This is a genomic window from Streptomyces sp. NPDC052036 (genome assembly GCF_040680495.1).
Lineage (GTDB): Bacteria > Actinomycetota > Actinomycetes > Streptomycetales > Streptomycetaceae > Streptomyces.
Map to the genome: position 1 here is coordinate 37495 of NZ_JBFAWW010000050.1, position 19087 is coordinate 56581.

Sequence of the window (19087 nt, forward strand, 5' to 3'; positions counted from 1 at the left end):
TGGCCAAAAGGACGCTGTAATGACAGCGTTACGGTCGCGGAACGGGGCGCGGGAAGGATGACCCACTCGCGCCCCGTTCGCGCGGCAGAATGCTCGGAACGGATCGAAAGTGATCAGATCCGAGCACTATTTAAAGCAGGGGCGCTACGCGCGTAGATGGCCCCTTTCCCAAGGAGAGTGCGCCATCGACGCGTCCAGCAGCCCTCCGCTCACCGCACCGTCGACGACCGCGGTCGAGCTGGCGGGGATCACCAAACGATTCCCCGGTGTCGTCGCCAACCACGACATCCACCTGACTGTCCGAAAGGGCACCGTGCACGCCCTCGTCGGCGAGAACGGCGCCGGCAAGTCGACGCTGATGAAGATCCTCTACGGCATGCAGAAGCCGGACGAGGGCACCATCACCATCGACGGCGAGCAGGTGACCTTCAACAGCCCCGGCGACGCCATCGCGCGCGGCATCGGCATGGTCCACCAGCACTTCATGCTCGCCGACAACCTCACGGTCCTGGAGAACGTGGTCCTCGGCAGCGAGAAGCTGTACGGCATCGGCAGCGGCGCCCGCAAGAAGATCAAGGAGATCTCCGAGCGCTACGGCCTCGGCGTACGCCCCGACGTCCTGGTCGAGGACCTCGGCGTCGCCGACCGCCAGCGTGTCGAGATCCTCAAGGTCCTCTACCGCGGCGCCAAGACCCTCATCCTCGACGAGCCGACCGCCGTGCTCGTGCCGCAGGAGGTCGACGCACTCTTCGACAACCTGCGCGAGCTGAAGTCCGAGGGCCTGTCCGTCATCTTCATCTCCCACAAGCTGGGTGAGGTCCTGTCGGTCGCCGATGACATCACCGTCATAAGGCGCGGCACGACGGTCGGTACCGCCGTGCCCTCCGAGACGACTCCGCGCCAGCTCGCCGAGCTGATGGTCGGCAGCGAGCTGCCCACCCCGGAGACCGCGGAGTCGACCGTGACGGACCGGCCGGTGATCGAAGTCACGAACCTCACCATCCGCGCCACCGGCGGCTCCTCGCTCGGCGACCTCGACGAACCCGCCTCCACCGGCCTGCTCACCGAGACGACCGCCGAGAGCGCGGCGGCTGTGCGCCGCGTCCTCGACGACGTCACTTTCACCATCCACGCCGGTGAGGTCATGGGCATCGCCGGTGTCGAGGGCAACGGCCAGACCGAGCTGATCGAGGCCCTGATCGGCCTGAAGAACGCCGACTCCGGTTCCATCGCCTTCCTCGGCGACGACATCACCTCCTGGCCCACCCGCAAGCGTCGCGAACAGGGCGTCGGCTACATCCCCGAGGACCGCCACCGCCACGGCCTCCTCCTCGAGGCCCCGCTGTGGGAGAACCGCATCCTCGGCCATGTCACCGAGCGCCCCAACGCCAGGGGCTTCTGGCTCGACCCGAAGGGCGCCCAGGAGGACACCCGGCGGATCGTCAAGGAGTACGACGTCCGCACGCCCGGCATCGACGTCACCGCCGCCTCCCTCTCCGGCGGCAACCAGCAGAAGCTGATCGTCGGCCGCGAGATGAGCCACGCGCCGAAGTTCCTGATCGCCGCCCACCCCACCCGCGGTGTGGACGTCGGTGCGCAGGCCGCGATCTGGGACCACATCCGCGCGGCCCGCCGCGAGGGCCTGGCCGTGCTGCTGATCTCCGCCGACCTGGACGAGCTGATCGGTCTCTCCGACACCCTGCGGGTGATCTACAACGGCCGCCTCGTCGCCGACGCCGACCCCGCCACCATCACCCCGGAGGAACTGGGCTCGGCCATGACGGGTGCCGCCACCGGTCACCTGGAACACGTAGAAAACGCCACTGAAGGCGACGCAGACGCCGGCCCGGAGGACGACGCCCGATGAAGAAGTTCGACAAGGAGCGGGTGCTCCTCGCGGTGGCCGGCCCGGTCATCGCGCTCGTCTCGGCGATCCTGCTCACCTCGGTCGTGCTGATCGCCTCCGGCAAGAACCCGTTCGAGCCGTACCGGCTGATGATCGAGCAGGCGACGTACTCCGACGTCCAGGTGCTGATCGTCAACCAGGCATCGATGTACTACCTGGCGGCGCTCGCGGTGGCCATCGGCTTCCGCATGAACCTGTTCAACATCGGCGTCGACGGCCAGTACCGCCTCGCCGCGATGATGACCGCCGTCGTCGGCGCCCACCTCGCGCTGCCGTCCTTCCTGCAGATCCCGGTGCTCATGCTGGTCGCCATGCTCACCGGCGCCTTCTGGTCCGGTATCGCGGGCCTGCTGAAGACCACCCGGGGTGTGAGCGAGGTCGTCGCGACGATCATGCTCAACGCCATCGCCACCAGCGTCATCGGCTACCTCACCCTTTCCAACGTCTGGGGCGTGCAGGTCGGCAACAACATGACGACCGGCATCATGAAGAAGTCCGGCTGGTTCCCGGGCATCAACCTGGGCTCCGACGTCGGCGAGATCTACGGCCTGGTCTTCCTCGCGGTCGTCGCGGGCGTCCTGTACTGGCTCGTCCTCAACCGCACCCGCTTCGGCTTCGACCTGCGCGCCACCGGCGCCTCCGAGACCGCCGCCGCGGCCTCCGGTGTCGACGCCAAGAGGATGGTCCTCACCGCGATGCTGATCTCCGGCGCGGTCGCGGGCCTGTCCGGCCTGCCGCTGCTGCTCGGCGACGCCCACACCTACAGCCTGAGCTTCCCGACGGGCCTCGGCTTCACCGGCATCACCATCGCCCTGCTCGGCCGCAACAACCCGGTCGGCATCGCCTTCGCCGCGCTGCTGATCGCCTTCCTGGACAAGGCGTCTCCCGCCCTCGACTACGCGACCCCGGTGGCGTACGAGAAGGAGATCGCCACGATCATGCAGGGCCTGATCGTCTTCGCGGTCGTCATCTCGTACGAGGCCGTACGCCAGTGGGGCCTGCGCCGCCAGCAGAAGCGCGTCGGCGCGGAGCTGGCCGCCCGGGCCCTCAACAACTCGCACAAGAAGGAGGTGGCTGCCTGATGACCACCGCGACCGTCGCCAAACCGAAGGCGCAGCAGCCCGGCAAGGGCAGCCGCCGCATGTCGCTCCCGGTACTCCTGCTGATCATCGCCGGTGTACTGATCCTGACCTCGATCGTCCGCCTGATCACCGGCGCGGACGGCATCACCTCGACCGGCCAGATGTCCACGGCGCTGCGCCTGGCCGTCCCGATCGGTCTCGCGGGCCTCGGCGGCCTGTGGGCCGAGCGCTCCGGCGTCGTGAACATCGGCCTCGAAGGCATGATGATCCTCGGCACCTGGTTCGGTGCCTGGGCCGGCTACCAGTGGGGCCCGTGGACCGGTGTCGTCTTCGGCATCATCGGCGGTGCGCTCGGCGCCGTCCTGCACGCCATCGCCACCGTCACCTTCAACGTGAACCACATCGTCTCCGGTGTGGCGATCAACATCCTGGCCCTCGGCACCACCCGCTATCTGTCGAAGTTCACCTTCGAGAACGCGCCCCAGGGCTCCTCCAAGCAGTCCCCGCCGATCGACTCGCTCGGCACCTTCGACATCCCGGGCCTGTCCAGCGCCCTGGACACGCTCAACCAGAAGCACTGGTTCCTGGTCTCCGACATCGCCGGCCTGATCGGCGGTCTGGTCACCGACCTGTCCCCGCTCACCGTGATCGCGGTGGCGCTGGTCCCCCTCAGCTGGTGGGTGCTGTGGCGCACGGCCTTCGGTCTGCGGCTGCGCTCCTGCGGCGAGAACCCGGTGGCGGCGGAGTCCCTCGGCGTCAACGTGTACAAGTACAAGTACATCGCCGTGATCATCTCCGGTGGCTTCGCGGGCCTCGGCGGCGCGTTCCTGTCGATCGTGGCGTCCAACGTGTACCTGGACGGCCAGACCGCCGGCCGCGGCTACATCGGTCTCGCCGCGATGATCTTCGGTAACTGGATGCCGGGCGGACTCGCCCTCGGCGCGGGCCTGTTCGGCTACACCGACAGCCTGAACCTGCGCGGCGGCACCACCAACGTGCACGCCCTGATCCTGCTGCTCGGGATCCTGGTGGTGTTCGGCGCGGCCTACCTCGCCTGGAAGAAGCGGTACGTCCCCGCGGTGGTCACCGCCGTGGCCGCGGCGCTGCTCTTCGTCTGGTACTCCACCACGAACGACGTCCCCGCGCAGCTCGTGACGGCGACCCCGTACCTCGTCACCCTGCTGGTCCTGTCGCTGTCCGCGCAGAGCCTGCGGATGCCGAAGGCGGACGGTCTGCCGTACCGGAAGGGACAGGGCAAGTGACCCCGCCCGCCACGGTCGACTGGGAAGCCCTGCGGGAGCAGGCGCGCACGGCGATGGCCCGCGCGTACGCCCCCTACTCGGGCTACCCGGTCGGTGTCGCGGCGCTGGTCGACGACGGACGTGTCGTCACCGGCTGTAATGTCGAGAACGCCTCCTACGGTCTCGGCCTGTGCGCGGAGTGCGGACTCGTCTCCCAGTTGCAGAACACCGGGGGCGGCCGGCTGACGCACTTCACGTGTGTCGACGGCAAGGGCGACATCCTCGTGCCGTGCGGCCGCTGCCGCCAGCTGCTGTACGAGTTCGGCGGCCCGGATCTGCTCCTGGAGACCCCGGCGGGCATCCTGCCGCTGTCGGAGATGCTTCCCCAGGCGTTCGGCCCGGACCATCTCACCAAGTAACTCCCGTGCGGCCCCCCGAGTCGAACCTCCTGGCTCAGGGGGCCGCACACCTTCGGACCTTCGGAAGGAAACCATGGCCATGGACGCCATCTCCGTCATCCGCACCAAGCGGGACCGCGGTGAACTCAGCGACGAGCAGATCGACTGGGTCATCGACGCGTACACGCGGGGCGAGGTCGCCGACGAGCAGATGTCCGCGCTCGCGATGGCCATCCTGCTCAACGGCATGAACCGCCGTGAGATCGCCCGCTGGACCGCCGCGATGATCGCCTCCGGCGAGCGGATGGACTTCTCGTCGCTGTCCCGCCCGACGGCCGACAAGCACTCGACCGGCGGCGTCGGCGACAAGATCACCCTTCCGCTGGCGCCGCTCGTCGCCGCCTGCGGCGCGGCCGTCCCGCAGCTGTCCGGCCGCGGCCTCGGCCACACCGGCGGCACCCTGGACAAGCTGGAGTCGATCCCCGGCTGGCGCGCCCTGCTGTCGAACGAGGAGATGCTGCACGTCCTCGACACGACGGGCGCGGTGATCTGCGCGGCGGGCGATGGTCTGGCCCCCGCCGACAAGAAGCTCTACGCGCTGCGCGACGTCACCGGCACGGTCGAGGCGATCCCGCTGATCGCCTCCTCGATCATGTCGAAGAAGATCGCGGAGGGCACGGGCTCGCTGGTCCTGGACGTCAAGGTCGGCTCGGGCGCCTTCATGAAGACGATCGAGGACGCCCGGGAGCTGGCCTCCACGATGGTGGGCCTCGGAACGGACCACGGCGTGAAGACGGTGGCGCTGCTCACCGACATGTCCACGCCGCTGGGCCTGACGGCGGGCAACGCGCTGGAGGTCCGTGAGTCGGTCGAGGTCCTGGCGGGCGGCGGTCCGGCGGACGTCGTGGAGCTCACGATCGCCCTGGCGCGCGAGATGCTGGACGCGGCCGGCGTGAAGGACGCGGACCCGGCGAAGGCACTGGCTGACGGTTCGGCGATGGACGTCTGGCGCCGGATGATCGCGGCCCAGGGCGGCGACCCGGACGCGACGCTGCCGACGTCGAAGGAACAGCACGTGATCAAGGCCCCGTCCTCGGGCGTCCTGACCCGGCTCGACGCCTACGGCATCGGTGTCGCCGCCTGGCGCCTCGGCGCGGGCCGCGCCCGCAAGGAGGACCCGGTGCAGGCCGCGGCGGGCGTCGAGATGCACGCCAAGCCGGGCGACACGGTGACGGCGGGCCAGCCGCTGCTGACCCTGCACACGGACACCCCCGAGCGCTTCGAGTACGCCCTTCAGGCGATCGAGGGCTCGTACGACGTGGCGGCCCCGGGCACGGACTTCACCGCCTCGCCGGTGGTGCTGGAACGCATCGCCTGACCTGGGCTTTTATCGTTCGGGTGAACGGGACCGGTGGACCTGCACCGGTCCCGTTCGGCACGCTGGGTTCGGTGACGCACCGATAGGAGACACCGCCATGAGCGCACTCACCGTGAGCCAGGACCCCGATCAGAGCTGGGACGACCTCGTCCGGTTCTGGGAGGAGATGGAATGGCCCGAGGGCAGCAAGGTGGAGATCATCGAAGGGGTCGTCACCGTGTCACCGCTCCCGCGTACGGCCGCAACGTCATTGCCGCGCGAATCCACCGCCGCCTGATTTCCGTGATTCCTGAGGAGTGGGAGGTCTAGCCACGCCGCCGAGTCCGTCCGCCGATGACTTCCGCGTGCTGCGGCCGTCTACCGAGCGTGGACGCGACAACACCAGCGGTGCTGCATCTGCCCGCCTCCCTCGGCCGTCACGAGGTGGTGGCGCTGTGCGAGGACGTGCGCGTGCGGCTGGTGTCCGACAGGGCCGAGGTCGTGGTGTGCGATGCGTCCGGGCTGGGCCCACCGGCACTCACGACCGTTGACGCGCTCGCCCGGTTGCAGCTCGCCGCCCGGCGGGCCGGGGGCCGGATCCGGCTGCGAGATCCGGCGCCCGCTCTCCGTGCGCTACTCGACCTCTCCGGCCTCCCCATCGAGCTGGAGGGGCAGGTCGAACAGCGGGAACCAGCGCTTCGTGTCGAGGAAGCAGTGGAACCCGGAGATCCTGCCCTGTGATGTCTCCAGGACCTGGACCGCCCACGCCGAGAAGGCGCCGGTGTCCGGGTCCGGCTTGTACTGGGCGAAGCCCGGCAGGCCGTTGACCGCCACCGGCACCAGACGGGAGCCCGCGCAGGCGGAGCCGAGCGTGGTCATGAAACGGGTGATGTCCCGCGTGCCGCGCAGCCACAGGTCGAACGGCGGCATCGTCATCACCGCGTCCTCGTGCAGCAGGGCCGTCAGCGCCGCCATGTCGTACCCCTCGAAGGCCGCCACATAGCGCTCCAGGAGCTGCTGCTGCTCCGCGTCCAGGGGGTCCGAGACGGCGGCGTCCGCGCCCTCGCCCGCGCGCTCCGCCAGCGTCGCCCGCGCCCGCTGGAGCGCGCTGTTGACCGAGGCGACCGAGGTGTCGAGCAGTTCGGCCACCTCGCTCGCCCGCCAGGCCAGCACCTCGCGCAGGATGAGCACCGCGCGCTGCTTGGCGGGCAGCTGCTGGAGGGCTGCCATGAAGGCCAGCCGGACGGACTCCTTGGCGACCGCCGCCTCCGCCGGGTCGCCGGTCGTCGGCAGGACGCGCGCGTCGGGCATCGGCTCCAGCCAGATGCTGTCCGGGCGCGGGGAGAGGGCGGCCCGGGCGAGGGGCGTGGACTCGGTCAGATCCATCGGACGGGCACGTCGGTTGCCCGCGCTCAGCATGTCCAGGCAGACGTTCGTCGCGATCCGGTACAGCCAGGAGCGGAGCGAGGAGCGGCCCTCGAACTTCTCGTGGCTCCGCCAGGCGCGGACCATCGTGTCCTGCACCGCGTCCTCGGCCTCGAAGGACGAGCCGAGCATCCGATAGCAGTACCCCGTCAGCTCGGTCCTGTGCTTCTCCAGCCGGACGTCGAGGTCGTCAACCGGCGCCGTACTGTCACTCATGGTCCACCCACCCCACGTGGCCGTACCTGGGGCGCACCCTTGCGCCCCAGCCCTTCGGAAGCTACCCCAGCCCACTGACAACGGCCCCCGGAGCGGGCGAAGGCCCAGGTCAGACCAGCTGCTTGACGGACATGAGCAGATGGCGGTGGTCCGCCTCCGGTCCCTCCGCGGCGGCGGAGCCCTCGGCCGTCACCCCCGTGAGCAGCGCACGCTGTCCCGGCCCCAGCAGCTCCATCCGTACGCGCGGCGACTCGAAGGACGCCAGCGCGTCCAGCAGATACACCGGGTTGAAGGCCACGGACATCTCGGCGGCCCCGTGCAGCCCGGCCGGCAGCTGCTGCGCGGCGACGTCGTCCCCGTATCCGGCTCTCAGCAGCACGGATCCGCCGGCCGCGAAGTCCAGCCGCACCGGACTGTTCGCCTCCGCCACCACCGCGACCCGCCGCACCGCCTCCGCCAGCGCCCCGCACTCCACCTCGGCGACCGCGGCCCCCGCCATGGCGAACAGCGATCCGTACCCCGGCAGCCGGCCGTCCAACAGCCGTACCGCCGTGCGCATGCCGCCGCCCTCGAAGCCGATCAGCCCCCCGCCCGACGGGGCCAGGCCGATCCGCACCCGGCCCGTACGGGCCAGCGACCGCGCGACGTCGAGCAGCCGGCGGGCGGACAGCAGCGCCTCCGCCGTGCCGCCGGACGCCACGGCCTCCGGTTTCCACCCCAGCCGTCGTACGGCATACCGGTACCGGTCGGAGGAGGACAGCGTCATCGTGTCGCCGTCCAGCCGCAGTTGCACACCCGTGAGCGCGGGAAGGGTGTCGTCGCGGCCCGCGGCCACGGCGACCTGGCCCACGGCGGTCGCGAAGGCGGCGGCGTCCACGCTTCCGTACGGTTCGGGAGGGACCGGCAGCGGGGGGTACTCCTCGCGCGGCAGCGTCGACAGCCCGAAGCGCGTACCGCCCGCCTCGACCGTGAACCGTGTCCCCTCCAGCCCACAGCTCACCGGACCGTCCGGCAGCACCCGGCAGATGTCCAGCAGCCGACGGCCCAGGACGAGCACCTGCCCGTCCGTCGCCGTCTCCGCCCCGGTCTCGATGCGCGCGGCCGTCTCGAAGTCGAACCCCGACACGGTCAGCCGCCCCGCCGTCGCCTCCAGCAGCAGCCCGCCCAGCACGGGCACCGGCGTCCGCGCGGGCAGCACACGGCCCGCCCACGCCACGGCCTCGGCGAGGTCCCTGCGGTCGATCCGGAACTCCATGAACAAACCCCCTGCTCGGCCCAGTCGATCAGCGGACGCTATAGGTGACCGCTGACAACCGGTGCCGACCAGGGGGAATGCGGAACGGGTTCGGCCCCACATCCGGGCCGGGCCCGGACTCAGGCCGTGGCGAGCCGCCGTTCGGCGCGGGCCGCGCGGGATCCGAACACCGTGATCGTCACGACGCCGAGGACCGCCAGCACGCCCATGCCCACCGTCCCGGACCAGCCGGCCGAGTGGAACGCCATCGCGCCGACCGTGCTGCCCGTACTGGAGCCGAGGTAGTACGACGACTGATACAGCGCCGACGCCTGGGCACGACCCCGCTGCGCCGTGTGGCTGACCGCCGACGATGCCACCGCGTGGCCCGCGAAGAAGCCCGCCGTGATCAGGACCAGACCCAGCAGGACCAGCGCCAGGGTGGAGGTCAGGGACAGCAGCAGGCCGGCCGTCGTGGTGCCGCCCGCCAGATAGAGCGCCCCGCGGCGGCCCAGCCGGCTCACCAGACGGCCCGCCGTCGACGCCGCGACCGTGCCCACCAGGTACACCAGGAAGATCGAGCCGATGAGGCCCTGCGGCAGCCCGAACGGCTGCTCCGTCAGGCGGTAGCCGATCACGGTGTAGACACCGCCGAACACCATCATGAACAGCGCGCCGATCGCGTAGAGCCGGCACAGCAGCGGGTTGGCCAGGTGGTCGCGGACCGTGCGGGCCAGCACCCGCGGGCGCAGCGACCCCGGCGTGAAGTGCTTCGGCTCCGGCAGCAGCAGCCGGAAGGCCACCGCGCACCCCACCGCGATCACCCCGATCGTGCCGACGGAGACCCGCCAGCCCCATTCCTGCGCGACCCAGCCCGTGATGACCCGGCCGCTCATCCCGCCGACGCTGTTGCCGGCCACGAACAGGCCGATCGCCGTGATCAGCGCTTTGGGGGTGACCTCCTCGGCGAGGTACGCGGTCGCCGACGCGGGCAGTCCGGCCAGGGCCGCGCCCTGGACCGCGCGCAGCGCGATCAGCGTGCCGAGCGACGGGGCGAACGGGACCAGCAGCCCCACCGCCACCGCGACCGCCAGCGACGCCGTCATCAGCGTCCGCCGTCCGAAGCGCTCGGAGAGCGCGCTCATGGGGAGGACGAACAGCGCCAGTCCGCCGGTGGCGCCGGACACCGTCCAGCTCGCCGCGCTCGCCGTCGCCCCGAAGTCGCGGGAGACGAGCGGCAGCAGGGCCTGCGTGGAGTAGAGGAGAGCGAAGGTCGCGACCCCGGCGAGGAAGAGGGCGAGGCTCATCCTGCGGTAGCCGGGGCCGCCCGGGGTCAGCCGGGAGGTGTCGACGGGGGCGGTCACGGTGTCGGCGCCCACGGTGGTGGTGGACGCCCCGATATCAGCGGCAGGCATGTCTCGACCGTACGAACGCCGTGACTCATCCGTCCAATGCACAGAAACGCGATAATCGATCCCATGGTGCATCAGCAGAGGTCAGCCGGACGCCTGTCACCGTCCAGTGACACAAGTGACGCAGAAGACATCGTTGCGCTGCTCGCGCCGCGCCTGGCGCACTTCGCGGGTGTCGCCCGAACCGAGCATGTGACGCGTGCCGCGCAGGAGATGCAGGTCCCCCAGTCCACCCTGTCCCGCGCGCTCGTGCGCCTGGAGAAGGACCTGGGCGTCGAACTGTTCGCGCGGCGCGGGCGCACGGTCGCCCTCACCCCCGCAGGGCGGACCTTCCTCGCGTCCGTCGAGCGCGCCCTCGCGGAGATCGAGCGGGCCGCCGAGGAGGTGCGCGCGGACGCCGACCCGGCCACCGGCAAGGTCGCCTTCGGCTTTCTGCACACGATGGGTGCCGAGACCGTCCCCGGTCTGCTGCACGCCTTCCGCGCCGACCATCCGCGGGTCCGTTTCAGTCTGGTGCAGAACTACGGCGAGGCGATGCTGGAGAAACTGCGCGCCGGGGAGCTGGACCTGTGTCTGACCTCGCCGGTGCCCGACGCGCCCGATCTGGTCGCGCGCCGCCTCGACGAGCAGAAGCTGCGGCTCGTCGTGCCCGCCGACCACCGGCTCGCGAGCCGTCGGCGCATCCGTCTCGCCGAGGCCGCGGACGAGACGTTCGTGACCCTGGAACCCGGCTACGGGCTGCGCCGCATCACCGACGACGTGTGCCGCGAGGCCGGGTTCAAGCCGCGGATCGCCTTCGAGGGCGAGGAGGCCGAGACCCTGCGGGGCCTGGTCGCGGCGGGACTGGGCGTCGCGCTGCTGCCGCCGCCGACGGTGCCGCGGCCCGGTGTCGTCGAGCTGACGGTCACGGCGCCCCGAGCGGTGCGGGAGATCGGTGTCGCATGGCTGGAGGGGCATGCCGACACCCCGCCGGTGGCGGCCTTCAAGAAGTTCCTGCTGTCGAGAAGGGGACGGCTGCTGCCCGACTGAGCGGCGCCGGCCACCCTCACTTGCGCAACGACCGCCCGAACCCGGCCGCGAGCGGCATCCGCAACCCGATGGGCGGGGGAGCCGCGAGGGCGTCCTCCACCGGGCGGGAGAAGGGCCGCCCGAACAGCGTGCCCATCACGAAGTCCTGGGCCAGCGCGTGCACTTCGGAGCGGTACTGGCGCAACCCGTGCCCGTCCGTGTGCACTTCGAAGCGGCAGATGTCGCGGTTGGCCTTCTTCGAGCGTGCCGCCAGCCGGAAGGACAGCTCCGGGTCCGTGCGCTCGTCGTTCGTGCCGTGCACGATCAGCACGCGCCGGCCGACGAGTTGCTTCACCGGTTCGGGCGACGCGGCCATGTCCTCCTCGGGCAGCCAGGGTGACATGGCGAGCGCGGAGACGACGGCCGAGTGCCCGGCCGCGCGCAGCGCCGCCCGGCCGCCCATGCCCACGCCGATGAGACACACCGGCACATCCCCATGGCGTCGTACGACCTCGTCGGCGGCCCATGCGGCGTCCCGCGCCGGATGCGCCTCGCTGCCGTTCCACCCCCCGTAACGGTAGTGCACCACATGCGTGATCAGGCCCTCGCCGTGCCCGGCCCGGGCCAGTCGGCGCCCCAGCGTGTGGACGGAGGCGGTCGCGAGCAGGGCGGAAGGCCTGCGGGCCGAGATCTCGTCGCAGCCCGGGAGCAGCAGCACCGCGCCGCTCACGGTCGTCGGCTCCGGGCCGAGCGCCCTCCCCAGCCGGGCTCTGCGAACCGGCGTCGCTTGGTGTGCCATGACAGAACAGTGTCAGAAGCGACGGTGTACGCGACCCGTCCTTCGGGTCACCTTTGCGTATCGACGTCTCGCCGTCCTCCCATGCTCTACGCGCGTAGGGCGTATGGTGCGGAAATGACGAGCCAGCACCAGAACACCCCGAGCTGGGATCAGATCCGCCGGGCGCCCAAGGTCCTGCTGCACGATCACCTCGACGGGGGCCTGCGCCCCGGCACGATCGTCGAACTCGCCCGGGAGACGGGGTACTCACACCTCCCCGAGACGGACCCGGACAAGCTCGGGATCTGGTTCCGCGAGGCCGCCGACTCCGGGTCCCTGGAGCGGTATCTGGAGACCTTCTCCCACACCGTCGGCGTGATGCAGGCCCGGGACGCGCTCGTGCGGGTGGCCGCCGAGTGCGCCGAGGACCTCGCCGAGGACGGGGTCGTCTACGCCGAGGTGCGCTACGCCCCCGAGCAGCACCTGGAGGGCGGACTCACCCTGGAGGAGGTCGTCGAGGCGGTCAACGAGGGCTTCCGGGAGGGCGAGCGGCGCGCGAAGGGGAACGGCCACCGCATCCGCGTCGGCGCCCTGCTCACCGCCATGCGCCACGCGGCCCGTGCCCTGGAGATCGCCGAACTGGCCAACCGCTACCGCGATCTGGGAGTGGTGGGCTTCGACATCGCCGGCGCCGAGGCCGGCTACCCGCCCACCCGCCACCTCGACGCCTTCGAGTACCTGAAGCGGGAGAACAACCACTTCACCATCCACGCCGGGGAGGCCTTCGGACTGCCGTCCATCTGGCAGGCGCTGCAGTGGTGCGGCGCCGACCGACTCGGGCACGGGGTGCGCATCATCGATGACATCGAGGTCCTTCAGGACGGCTCGGTGAAGCTCGGGCGTCTCGCCTCGTACGTACGCGACAAGCGCATCCCCCTGGAACTGTGCCCCAGTTCCAACCTCCAGACCGGAGCCGCCGACTCCTACGCCGACCACCCCATCGGGCTGCTGCGGCGGCTGCATTTCCGGGCCACGGTGAACACGGACAACCGTCTGATGTCGGGGACCAGCATGAGCCGGGAATGCGAGCACCTGGTCGAGGCTTTCGGCTATACGCTCGACGATCTCCAGTGGTTCTCCGTCAATGCCATGAAGTCGGCATTCATTCCTTTCGACGAACGGCTGGCGATGATCAATGACGTCATCAAGCCGGGCTACGCCGAGTTGAAGTCCGAATGGCTGTTCCGACAGACCGCCTCCACCAGCGCTTCCCCGGTCAACGAGGGCTGACGGGGACCGATTTCCGGCGTCCGGGCGGCAAGGGTCCGTCCGTTCGGGGGCGTTTGCGGAGCCGCTTTCACGTGCTTACGGTTTCGGGACCGCTCACATCCCCGTCAACGGATCCAAGGACGCATTCATCATGAAGCAGTCTGCTGCCAAAACCCTCGGGGTCGCCGCTCTCGGTGCCGCCTTCGCCGCCGCGGGCGCGGGCGTCGCGAGCGCGGCCCCGGCCGCGCAGGACATCGCCGGGCCGGACACCGCGACCCAGGCGCTGCCGCTGGACAACGTCACCGGGGCGCTGCCCGGCGCGGGTGAGGTGCTCGGCCAGGGGCAGCGCGCCCTCGGCACCGCGGTGCCCGCCGTGCAGCGGGCCGCGGCCGACGGACCGGTCGTGCCGGTCGGCGGACTGCTCGGCGGCCTGCCCGTCAAGCCGCTGCCCACGCAGGGCCTGCCGCTGAACGGCATCCCGCTGGCCTGACACGAGCGCAATCCGTGACGCCGATGGGCGGCCCCCGGCCGGGGGCCGCCCATCGGCGTCAGTGCGTCCGGCGGACCGGACCGCGTCCCGTCACCAGGCCGTGTGGGCGCCCGCCTTGTCCTCCGACGGGAACAGGATCCACAGGGCTATGTAGAGCAGGAACTGCGGGCCGGGAAGCAGACACGACAGCAGGAAGATCACCCGCATCGTGGTCGCGGAGGTGCCGAAGCGCCGTGCCAGCGCTGCGCACACTCCGCCGATCATCCGTCCGTGGGTGGGGCGGGAAATGGCGGTCATGGTGGCTCCTTCGCGAACCGTGGCGGGAAGCGGCTCCCGGCGGCTGCCGGGACGTCCGGTCGGAGTGCGAGTCCTCGACGCTGCCGATGACTTCGACGGTGTTCCGATGTGTTCCACGCTACGGGGACGAAGCGGGAGAAGGGTCACTCTAGGGAGCTATTCCGACCCTGGGAATCGTCGGGGTCCGCCCCTGAGTCGTCTCCTCCCGAGGGTGGGCGGCCCGCCGCCGTGACTCGGCTTGGCGACGGAGCCTGGCCCGGGCCGCGGGCACGACCAGCACGTGGGCCAGCGCCACCCCGACGGTGTTCAGCAGGATCGAGTCGATGTCGACGACCTGACCGGGCACTCCCGTCTGCACCAGTTCGATGCCCAGCGAGATCAGGGTGCCCGTGGCGACCGTACGGACCATCGAGGCGAACGGCGAGCCGACGAGCCGGCCGCCGGTCAGCGGCAGCAGCACCCCGAGCGGCGCGAGCAGCGCGAGCCCCCTGCCGATCCGGCGGGCGGCCTCCGGCCAGCCCAGCGCCAGATCGGCTCTGATACCGGCCAGCGGATGCAGATTGGCGGGACTCACCCAGGGCACGTCCAGCGGGCGCAGCGTGATCCAGGCGACGAGGGCCAGATGCGCGACGAGGAGAACACCCCCAGCCACACGGATGCGGAACACGGCACTGCCGCCGTCTGAGCCTTGACGCTGCACGCCCTCCTAGACGCCACGCCGTGCGGGATCGGTTCCCCTTCCGCCATTTCGGCCGTCGGCCTCGGGCACCGGCGTCGTCGGCGCCCGAGGCTCACTCGCCGGAGACCCCCCTCGACGGCGGTGCCACGGTGCCCGGACGGGAACGCACGTCGGCCGTGCACTCGTAGCGGCGCAGCGGCTGTGCGTCCGGGCCGCCGAGCACGACACTGCCGTCGTCGGCGGTGGTCGCCTCCGAGTCGGCGAACGTACAGACGATCTGGCCGAGGGCGTACGAGGTGAGGCCGTCCGGGCGGGTGCTCAGCCGGAACGTGTCCGACGGGTCCTTGCCGCGCGGACCGCTGACCTTGATCCCGTCGGTCACGTCCGTCGTGTACCCGGCCTGCTTCTCCGCGGGCGACGGCTTCACGGCGAGCTGGTCGAGCAGCCCCTGCGCGACCAGCACCCGGCGCTCCGCCTCCGCGGCACCGTCCGGGATGCGTACGAAACGGTCCACGGTCACCAGCTGCGCGGCGCACAGCAGGAACACCTGGACCGGAATGCCGCGGCCCGCCTGCGTCGACGCGTCCGTGCCGGACAGGGCGCAGGGCATCCGGGACGGCGCGGGACCGAAGTCCGTCGGCACCTGGGTGGCGCGGATGCCGCAGCCGGACAGCAACGCGGCCAGCAGCGCGGTGGCGAGCCAGGGGCGTCCGCCTCGTATGCTCATCGGGCGTTCCCCTTGGTGCCGTTGCCGTTCCGCAGCTCCTCCTCGACCAGCGGCGACGCGTCCCGCGGCAGCCGCAGCGTGAACACCGCCCCGCCCTCGGGGGAGTTGGCGGCGGTGATCTCCCCGCCGTGGATGTGCGCGTTCTCCATCGCGATGGACAGGCCGAGACCGCTGCCCTCGGAGCGCGGGCGTGAGGCGCTCGCCTTGTAGAAGCGGTCGAAGACGTGCGGCAGGACGTCCTCCGGGATGCCCGGACCGTGGTCCCGCACGCTGATGACCAGTTCCTCGCCCTCCTCGCGCACGGACACCCGGACCGGTGATCCGCCGTGCTTGAGCGCGTTGCCGATCAGGTTCGCCAGGATCACGTCGAGCCGGCGCGGGTCGAGGCGGGACATGTTGCCGCGCTCGGCGTCCAGCTCGACGGCGTCCAGCCAGGCGCGGGCGTCGATGCACGCGGTGATCTGGTCGGCGATGTCCACGTAGTCCAGGACCAGCCGGGCCGTTCCGGCGTCGAACCGGGTGACCTCCATCAGGTTCTCGACGAGGTCGTTCAGCCGCCGGGTCTCGCTGACCACGAGCCGTACGGCCGGCTCGATCATGGGATCGATGCCGCCCGACTCCGCGTCCAGTTCCTCCTCCAGGACCTCGGTGACGGCCGTGATCGCGGTGAGCGGCGTACGCAGCTCGTGCGACATGTCGGCGACGAAGCGCCGGGACGCCTCTTCGCGGGCGCTCATGTCCGCGACCGTCTTCTCCAGGGACTCGGCGGCACGGTTGAACGTCCGGGACAGCTCGGCCAGTTCGTCGGTCCCCGACACACGCAGCCGGGTGTCCAGCTTGCCCTCGCCCAGCCGGCGGGCCGCGATGCCGAGGCGGTGCACCGGCTTCAACACGGTCGTGGCGGCGGCCTGCGCGAGCAGCGCGGAGCCGATCAGCGCCAGACCGGTGGCGATACCGAGCGACCAGGCCAGCGAGTTGAGGTCCTTCGCCTCCGGCTCCAGGGACTTGAGCATGTAGCCGGTCGGGCCGCCGCCTGTCACCTTGGCGCCGCCCACCAGATACGGCTTGTCGTCCTCGATGACCCGCTGCCAGTACAGGTGGTAGGTATCCTTGCCGCCCGACGACACCTGCTGTTTGGCGACGGCCTTGCGCAGCGAGGCGGGCACGTCCTGAAGCGTGAAGGTGTCCAGGTCGGAGTTGCCGGTCACGGTCCTGCCGTGCTCGTCCTGGGCGATCAGCAGCACACTGAAGCGCTGGCTGCTGTTGGCCATCTGCCCGGCGGTGTGCTGCAACTGGTCCCGTGTCGGGTGCACCGGCAGCGAACTCGCCCGGTTCTGCATCTCCTGCTGGAAGTCGCGCAGCACCGCGTCCTGGGTGCGGGTGAGCACGGCCTCACGGTTGAGCCAGTACGCGATGGCGGAGGCCGACACCGCGGCGGTCAGCGCGACGAGACCGAAGACCACGACCAGGCGCAGCCGGAGGCTGGTGAAGCGCAGGCGTGACTGTACGGCCCTGCGTGCCGCGGCCCAGCCGCGGAGTCCCCTGTGCGGATCGGTCACTGAGGAGCGTCCAGCCGGTAACCGACACCACGGACCGTACGGATCAGCGTGGGGGACGACGGCACGTCCTCGACCTTGGCGCGCAGCCGCTGGACGCACGCGTCGACGAGCCGTGAGTCGCCCAGGTAGTCGTGCTCCCACACCAGGCGCAGCAACTGCTGCCGGGACAGGGCCTGTCCGGGCCGCCGGCTCAGCTCCAGCAGCAACCGCAGCTCGGTCGGGGTGAGTTGCAGATCCTCGCCGTTCTTGGTGACCGTCATCGCCGACCGGTCGATGACGACGTTGCCGAACGTCGCCGAGTCGCTGGACTCCCGCTCGCCGCGCCGCAGCACCGCCCGGATCCGGGCGTCGAGGACCCGGCCCTGCACGGGCTTGACGACATAGTCGTCGGCGCCGGACTCCAGTCCGACCACGACGTCGATGTCGTCGTTGCGCGCGGTCAGCAGGATGATCGGCAGCTGGTCGGTGCGCCGGATACGTCGGCACACCTCGAAACCGTCGATGCCGGGCAGCATGACGTCCAGCACGATCAGATCCGGCCGCTGCTCACGCAGTAGTTTCAGGCCGTCCTCTCCGGTGGCAGCCGTGGCCACACGGTGTCCCTGGCGCGTCAGTGAGAGCTCCAGGGCCGTTCGGATGGCGTCGTCGTCCTCGATCAGCAACAGGGAAGGCACGGGGGCCATTCTGGCCCATGCCGCGGCTGTCTTTCGACTGCTGGAGCGCGCCCGCCGCTCCCGCACGCCCGGAACGCGGGTCATCGGTGCGGCTGCGTAGCCGTACGACTCTTCTCTGTGACGAACCTGTGCCGCGACTGGGGAGGGGGCCCTGTGACAGGTCTGTGACAGTCGGCGGACACGGCCATGAAGTGGCCCGGGCAAGCTTTTCGACACAAGCAAGGCCGCACGGAAGTACGGGACTCCACGACGGGGGGCGCGGGATGAACACGCTGCACAGCACCAGCACGGGCGCAGTTGTCACGCGTCTTCACGACGTGACCCGGCACACGGAGAAGTCTGGTGCGGTGAGCGGACGGGGGTGCGCTCGCGGCACCGGACGTCAGCACACCGCGTACATGACGGTGGTTGACGCGCACACGGGGGAAGCGCACGGGGGAGCCGCGTACGGGGAGGCATCGGGGGAGCGGCGCTCCCTGACGGAGGCGGAGTTCACCGCCTACGTCGAGGAGCGCCGCGCCTCCCTGTACGCCACCGCCTACCACCTGACCGGTGACCGCTTCGAGGCCGAGGACCTGCTGCAGAGCGCGCTGTTCTCGACGTACCGGGCCTGGGACCGGATCAGTGACAAGGCCGCGGTGGGTGGCTATCTGCGGCGGACCATGACCAATCTGCACATCAGCGCGTGGCGCCGCCGCAAGCTGAACGAGTACCCGACCGAGGAGCTGCCGGAGACCGCCGGCGACACGGACGCGATGCGCGGCACGGAACTGCGCGCCGTCCTGTGGCAGGCGCTCGCCCGGCTGCCGGAACTCCAGCGCACCATGCTGGTCCTGCGCTACTACGAGGGCCGCACGGACCCGGAGATCGCGGAGATCCTCGACATCAGCGTCGGCACGGTGAAGTCCAGCATCTGGCGTTCGCTGCGCCGGCTGCGCGACGACGAGGTCCTGAGCTTCGGCCGTGACCAGGAGGAGTCCTTCGGGGAGCTTGTCGCCTGAGGGACGGGGGGACACGGGGGCCACGGGGGAAGGCCGCCGCGTGACACGGGGGAGTGTCATCGCGGGGGAGTAACGGGGGAGCGGTACCGGGGGGAACCGCAAGAGCACGGGGGAAACACGGGGGAGCACAAGAGAGCGGGACCGGAGGGCCGGGGGGTCCATCCGGTCCCGCTTCTCGTGGTGCGGGTGTCGTGCTGCGGGTGGCGCCCGTCGCGACCGTCGTACGACGGCAGAGAACCAGGGCGTGTTTCGAAAGTCCCGTCTGGCCCGCGACTCCCCCAGCCCGGCGGCTGGGAGGTGCCCCCAGGCACGGCACCTCGCCGCGTTGTCGGGG

General features: G+C 70.8%; 19 protein-coding genes and 1 pseudogene. 11 read left to right on the forward strand and 9 right to left on the reverse strand.

Going from position 1 to position 19087, the window contains the following annotated elements; all coding sequences use genetic code 11:
- The first annotated feature begins 184 nt into the window (after window positions 1-184).
- The 7 genes and pseudogenes from AB0L95_RS37865 (at window position 185) to AB0L95_RS37895 (ending at window position 6725) form a co-directional block, all read left to right on the forward strand.
- Window positions 185-1867: an ABC transporter ATP-binding protein gene (locus tag AB0L95_RS37865; protein WP_365170550.1), complete on the forward strand. Its 1683-nt coding sequence runs from the start codon at window positions 185-187 to the stop codon at window positions 1865-1867.
- The gene (locus AB0L95_RS37870; RefSeq protein WP_365170492.1) at window positions 1864-2988 is read left to right on the forward strand and encodes an ABC transporter permease; all 1125 of its coding nucleotides are present in this window, start codon (window positions 1864-1866) and stop codon (window positions 2986-2988) included. The genes AB0L95_RS37865 and AB0L95_RS37870 overlap by 4 nt, the downstream gene beginning before the upstream one ends.
- On the forward strand, window positions 2988-4250 hold the full coding sequence (locus tag AB0L95_RS37875; RefSeq protein WP_365170494.1) for an ABC transporter permease: 1263 nt from the start codon (window positions 2988-2990) through the stop codon (window positions 4248-4250). Before AB0L95_RS37870 ends, AB0L95_RS37875 begins: the two co-directional genes overlap by 1 nt.
- On the forward strand, window positions 4247-4648 hold the full coding sequence (locus tag AB0L95_RS37880) for a cytidine deaminase (RefSeq protein ID WP_365170496.1): 402 nt from the start codon (window positions 4247-4249) through the stop codon (window positions 4646-4648). Before AB0L95_RS37875 ends, AB0L95_RS37880 begins: the two co-directional genes overlap by 4 nt.
- A 73-nt stretch (window positions 4649-4721) precedes the next feature.
- Window positions 4722-6005, forward strand: coding sequence for a thymidine phosphorylase (locus AB0L95_RS37885; protein WP_365170499.1), 1284 nt, complete (start codon window positions 4722-4724; stop codon window positions 6003-6005).
- A gap of 97 nt (window positions 6006-6102) precedes the next feature.
- Window positions 6103-6311 (forward strand): annotated as a pseudogene (locus AB0L95_RS37890) (Uma2 family endonuclease); the annotation flags it as partial.
- 27 nt (window positions 6312-6338) lie between these two features.
- A complete protein-coding gene (locus AB0L95_RS37895; RefSeq protein ID WP_365170501.1) occupies window positions 6339-6725 on the forward strand; it encodes an STAS domain-containing protein in 387 nt (128 codons plus the stop codon).
- Here AB0L95_RS37895 and AB0L95_RS37900 read toward each other — a convergent pair.
- The 3 genes from AB0L95_RS37900 to AB0L95_RS37910 form a co-directional block, all read right to left on the reverse strand.
- Entirely contained in the window at window positions 6618-7625 is a 1008-nt protein-coding gene (locus AB0L95_RS37900) for a sigma-70 family RNA polymerase sigma factor (protein WP_365170504.1), read from the reverse strand. The two genes, AB0L95_RS37895 and AB0L95_RS37900, sit on opposite strands and share 108 nt — an antisense overlap.
- Before the next feature lie 109 nt (window positions 7626-7734).
- Window positions 7735-8880, reverse strand: coding sequence for a DNA polymerase III subunit beta (dnaN, locus tag AB0L95_RS37905; protein ID WP_365170507.1), 1146 nt, complete (start codon window positions 8878-8880; stop codon window positions 7735-7737).
- A gap of 119 nt (window positions 8881-8999) precedes the next feature.
- Window positions 9000-10274, reverse strand: coding sequence for an MFS transporter (locus tag AB0L95_RS37910; protein ID WP_365170510.1), 1275 nt, complete (start codon window positions 10272-10274; stop codon window positions 9000-9002).
- A 63-nt stretch (window positions 10275-10337) separates the two neighbouring features.
- Here AB0L95_RS37910 and AB0L95_RS37915 point away from each other — a divergent pair, with 63 nt between their 5' ends.
- On the forward strand, window positions 10338-11300 hold the full coding sequence (locus AB0L95_RS37915; protein ID WP_365170513.1) for a LysR substrate-binding domain-containing protein: 963 nt from the start codon (window positions 10338-10340) through the stop codon (window positions 11298-11300).
- A 16-nt stretch (window positions 11301-11316) separates the two neighbouring features.
- On the opposite strand, the gene AB0L95_RS37920 is transcribed toward AB0L95_RS37915, so the two are convergent.
- Window positions 11317-12078 carry an alpha/beta hydrolase gene (locus tag AB0L95_RS37920; protein ID WP_365170516.1) on the reverse strand — a complete coding sequence of 254 codons (762 nt, stop codon included), beginning with the start codon at window positions 12076-12078 and terminating at the stop codon, window positions 11317-11319.
- A gap of 114 nt (window positions 12079-12192) precedes the next feature.
- On the opposite strand from AB0L95_RS37920, the gene AB0L95_RS37925 reads away from it, so the two are divergent.
- Both AB0L95_RS37925 and AB0L95_RS37930 read left to right on the forward strand, forming a co-directional pair.
- Window positions 12193-13347, forward strand: a complete 1155-nt coding sequence (locus tag AB0L95_RS37925; protein ID WP_365170519.1) for an adenosine deaminase — start codon at window positions 12193-12195, stop codon at window positions 13345-13347.
- 130 nt (window positions 13348-13477) lie between these two features.
- Complete coding sequence (locus AB0L95_RS37930) at window positions 13478-13816, forward strand: ATP-binding protein (RefSeq protein ID WP_365170522.1); 339 nt, start codon at window positions 13478-13480, stop codon at window positions 13814-13816.
- Between the two features lie 90 nt (window positions 13817-13906).
- Here the strand turns inward: AB0L95_RS37930 and AB0L95_RS37935 are convergent, their stop codons facing one another.
- From AB0L95_RS37935 to afsQ1, 5 genes are all read right to left on the reverse strand, one after another.
- Window positions 13907-14113 carry a PspC domain-containing protein gene (locus AB0L95_RS37935; RefSeq protein WP_355921410.1) on the reverse strand — a complete coding sequence of 69 codons (207 nt, stop codon included), beginning with the start codon at window positions 14111-14113 and terminating at the stop codon, window positions 13907-13909.
- Between the two features lie 148 nt (window positions 14114-14261).
- The gene (locus tag AB0L95_RS37940) at window positions 14262-14813 is read right to left on the reverse strand and encodes a VanZ family protein (protein WP_365170525.1); all 552 of its coding nucleotides are present in this window, start codon (window positions 14811-14813) and stop codon (window positions 14262-14264) included.
- A gap of 91 nt (window positions 14814-14904) precedes the next feature.
- Window positions 14905-15519 carry a hypothetical protein gene (locus AB0L95_RS37945; protein WP_365170528.1) on the reverse strand — a complete coding sequence of 205 codons (615 nt, stop codon included), beginning with the start codon at window positions 15517-15519 and terminating at the stop codon, window positions 14905-14907.
- A complete protein-coding gene (locus AB0L95_RS37950; protein ID WP_365170531.1) occupies window positions 15516-17078 on the reverse strand; it encodes a HAMP domain-containing sensor histidine kinase in 1563 nt (520 codons plus the stop codon). The genes AB0L95_RS37945 and AB0L95_RS37950 overlap by 4 nt, the downstream gene beginning before the upstream one ends.
- Window positions 17075-17752 (reverse strand): two-component system response regulator AfsQ1, encoded by a 678-nt coding sequence (gene afsQ1, locus AB0L95_RS37955; RefSeq protein ID WP_046584895.1) that lies wholly within the window; start codon window positions 17750-17752, stop codon window positions 17075-17077. The genes AB0L95_RS37950 and afsQ1 overlap by 4 nt, the downstream gene beginning before the upstream one ends.
- A 263-nt stretch (window positions 17753-18015) precedes the next feature.
- Between afsQ1 and AB0L95_RS37960 the strand changes: the two genes are divergently transcribed.
- Entirely contained in the window at window positions 18016-18753 is a 738-nt protein-coding gene (locus tag AB0L95_RS37960; RefSeq protein ID WP_365170535.1) for a SigE family RNA polymerase sigma factor, read from the forward strand.
- The last annotated feature ends 334 nt before the right edge of the window (window positions 18754-19087 follow it).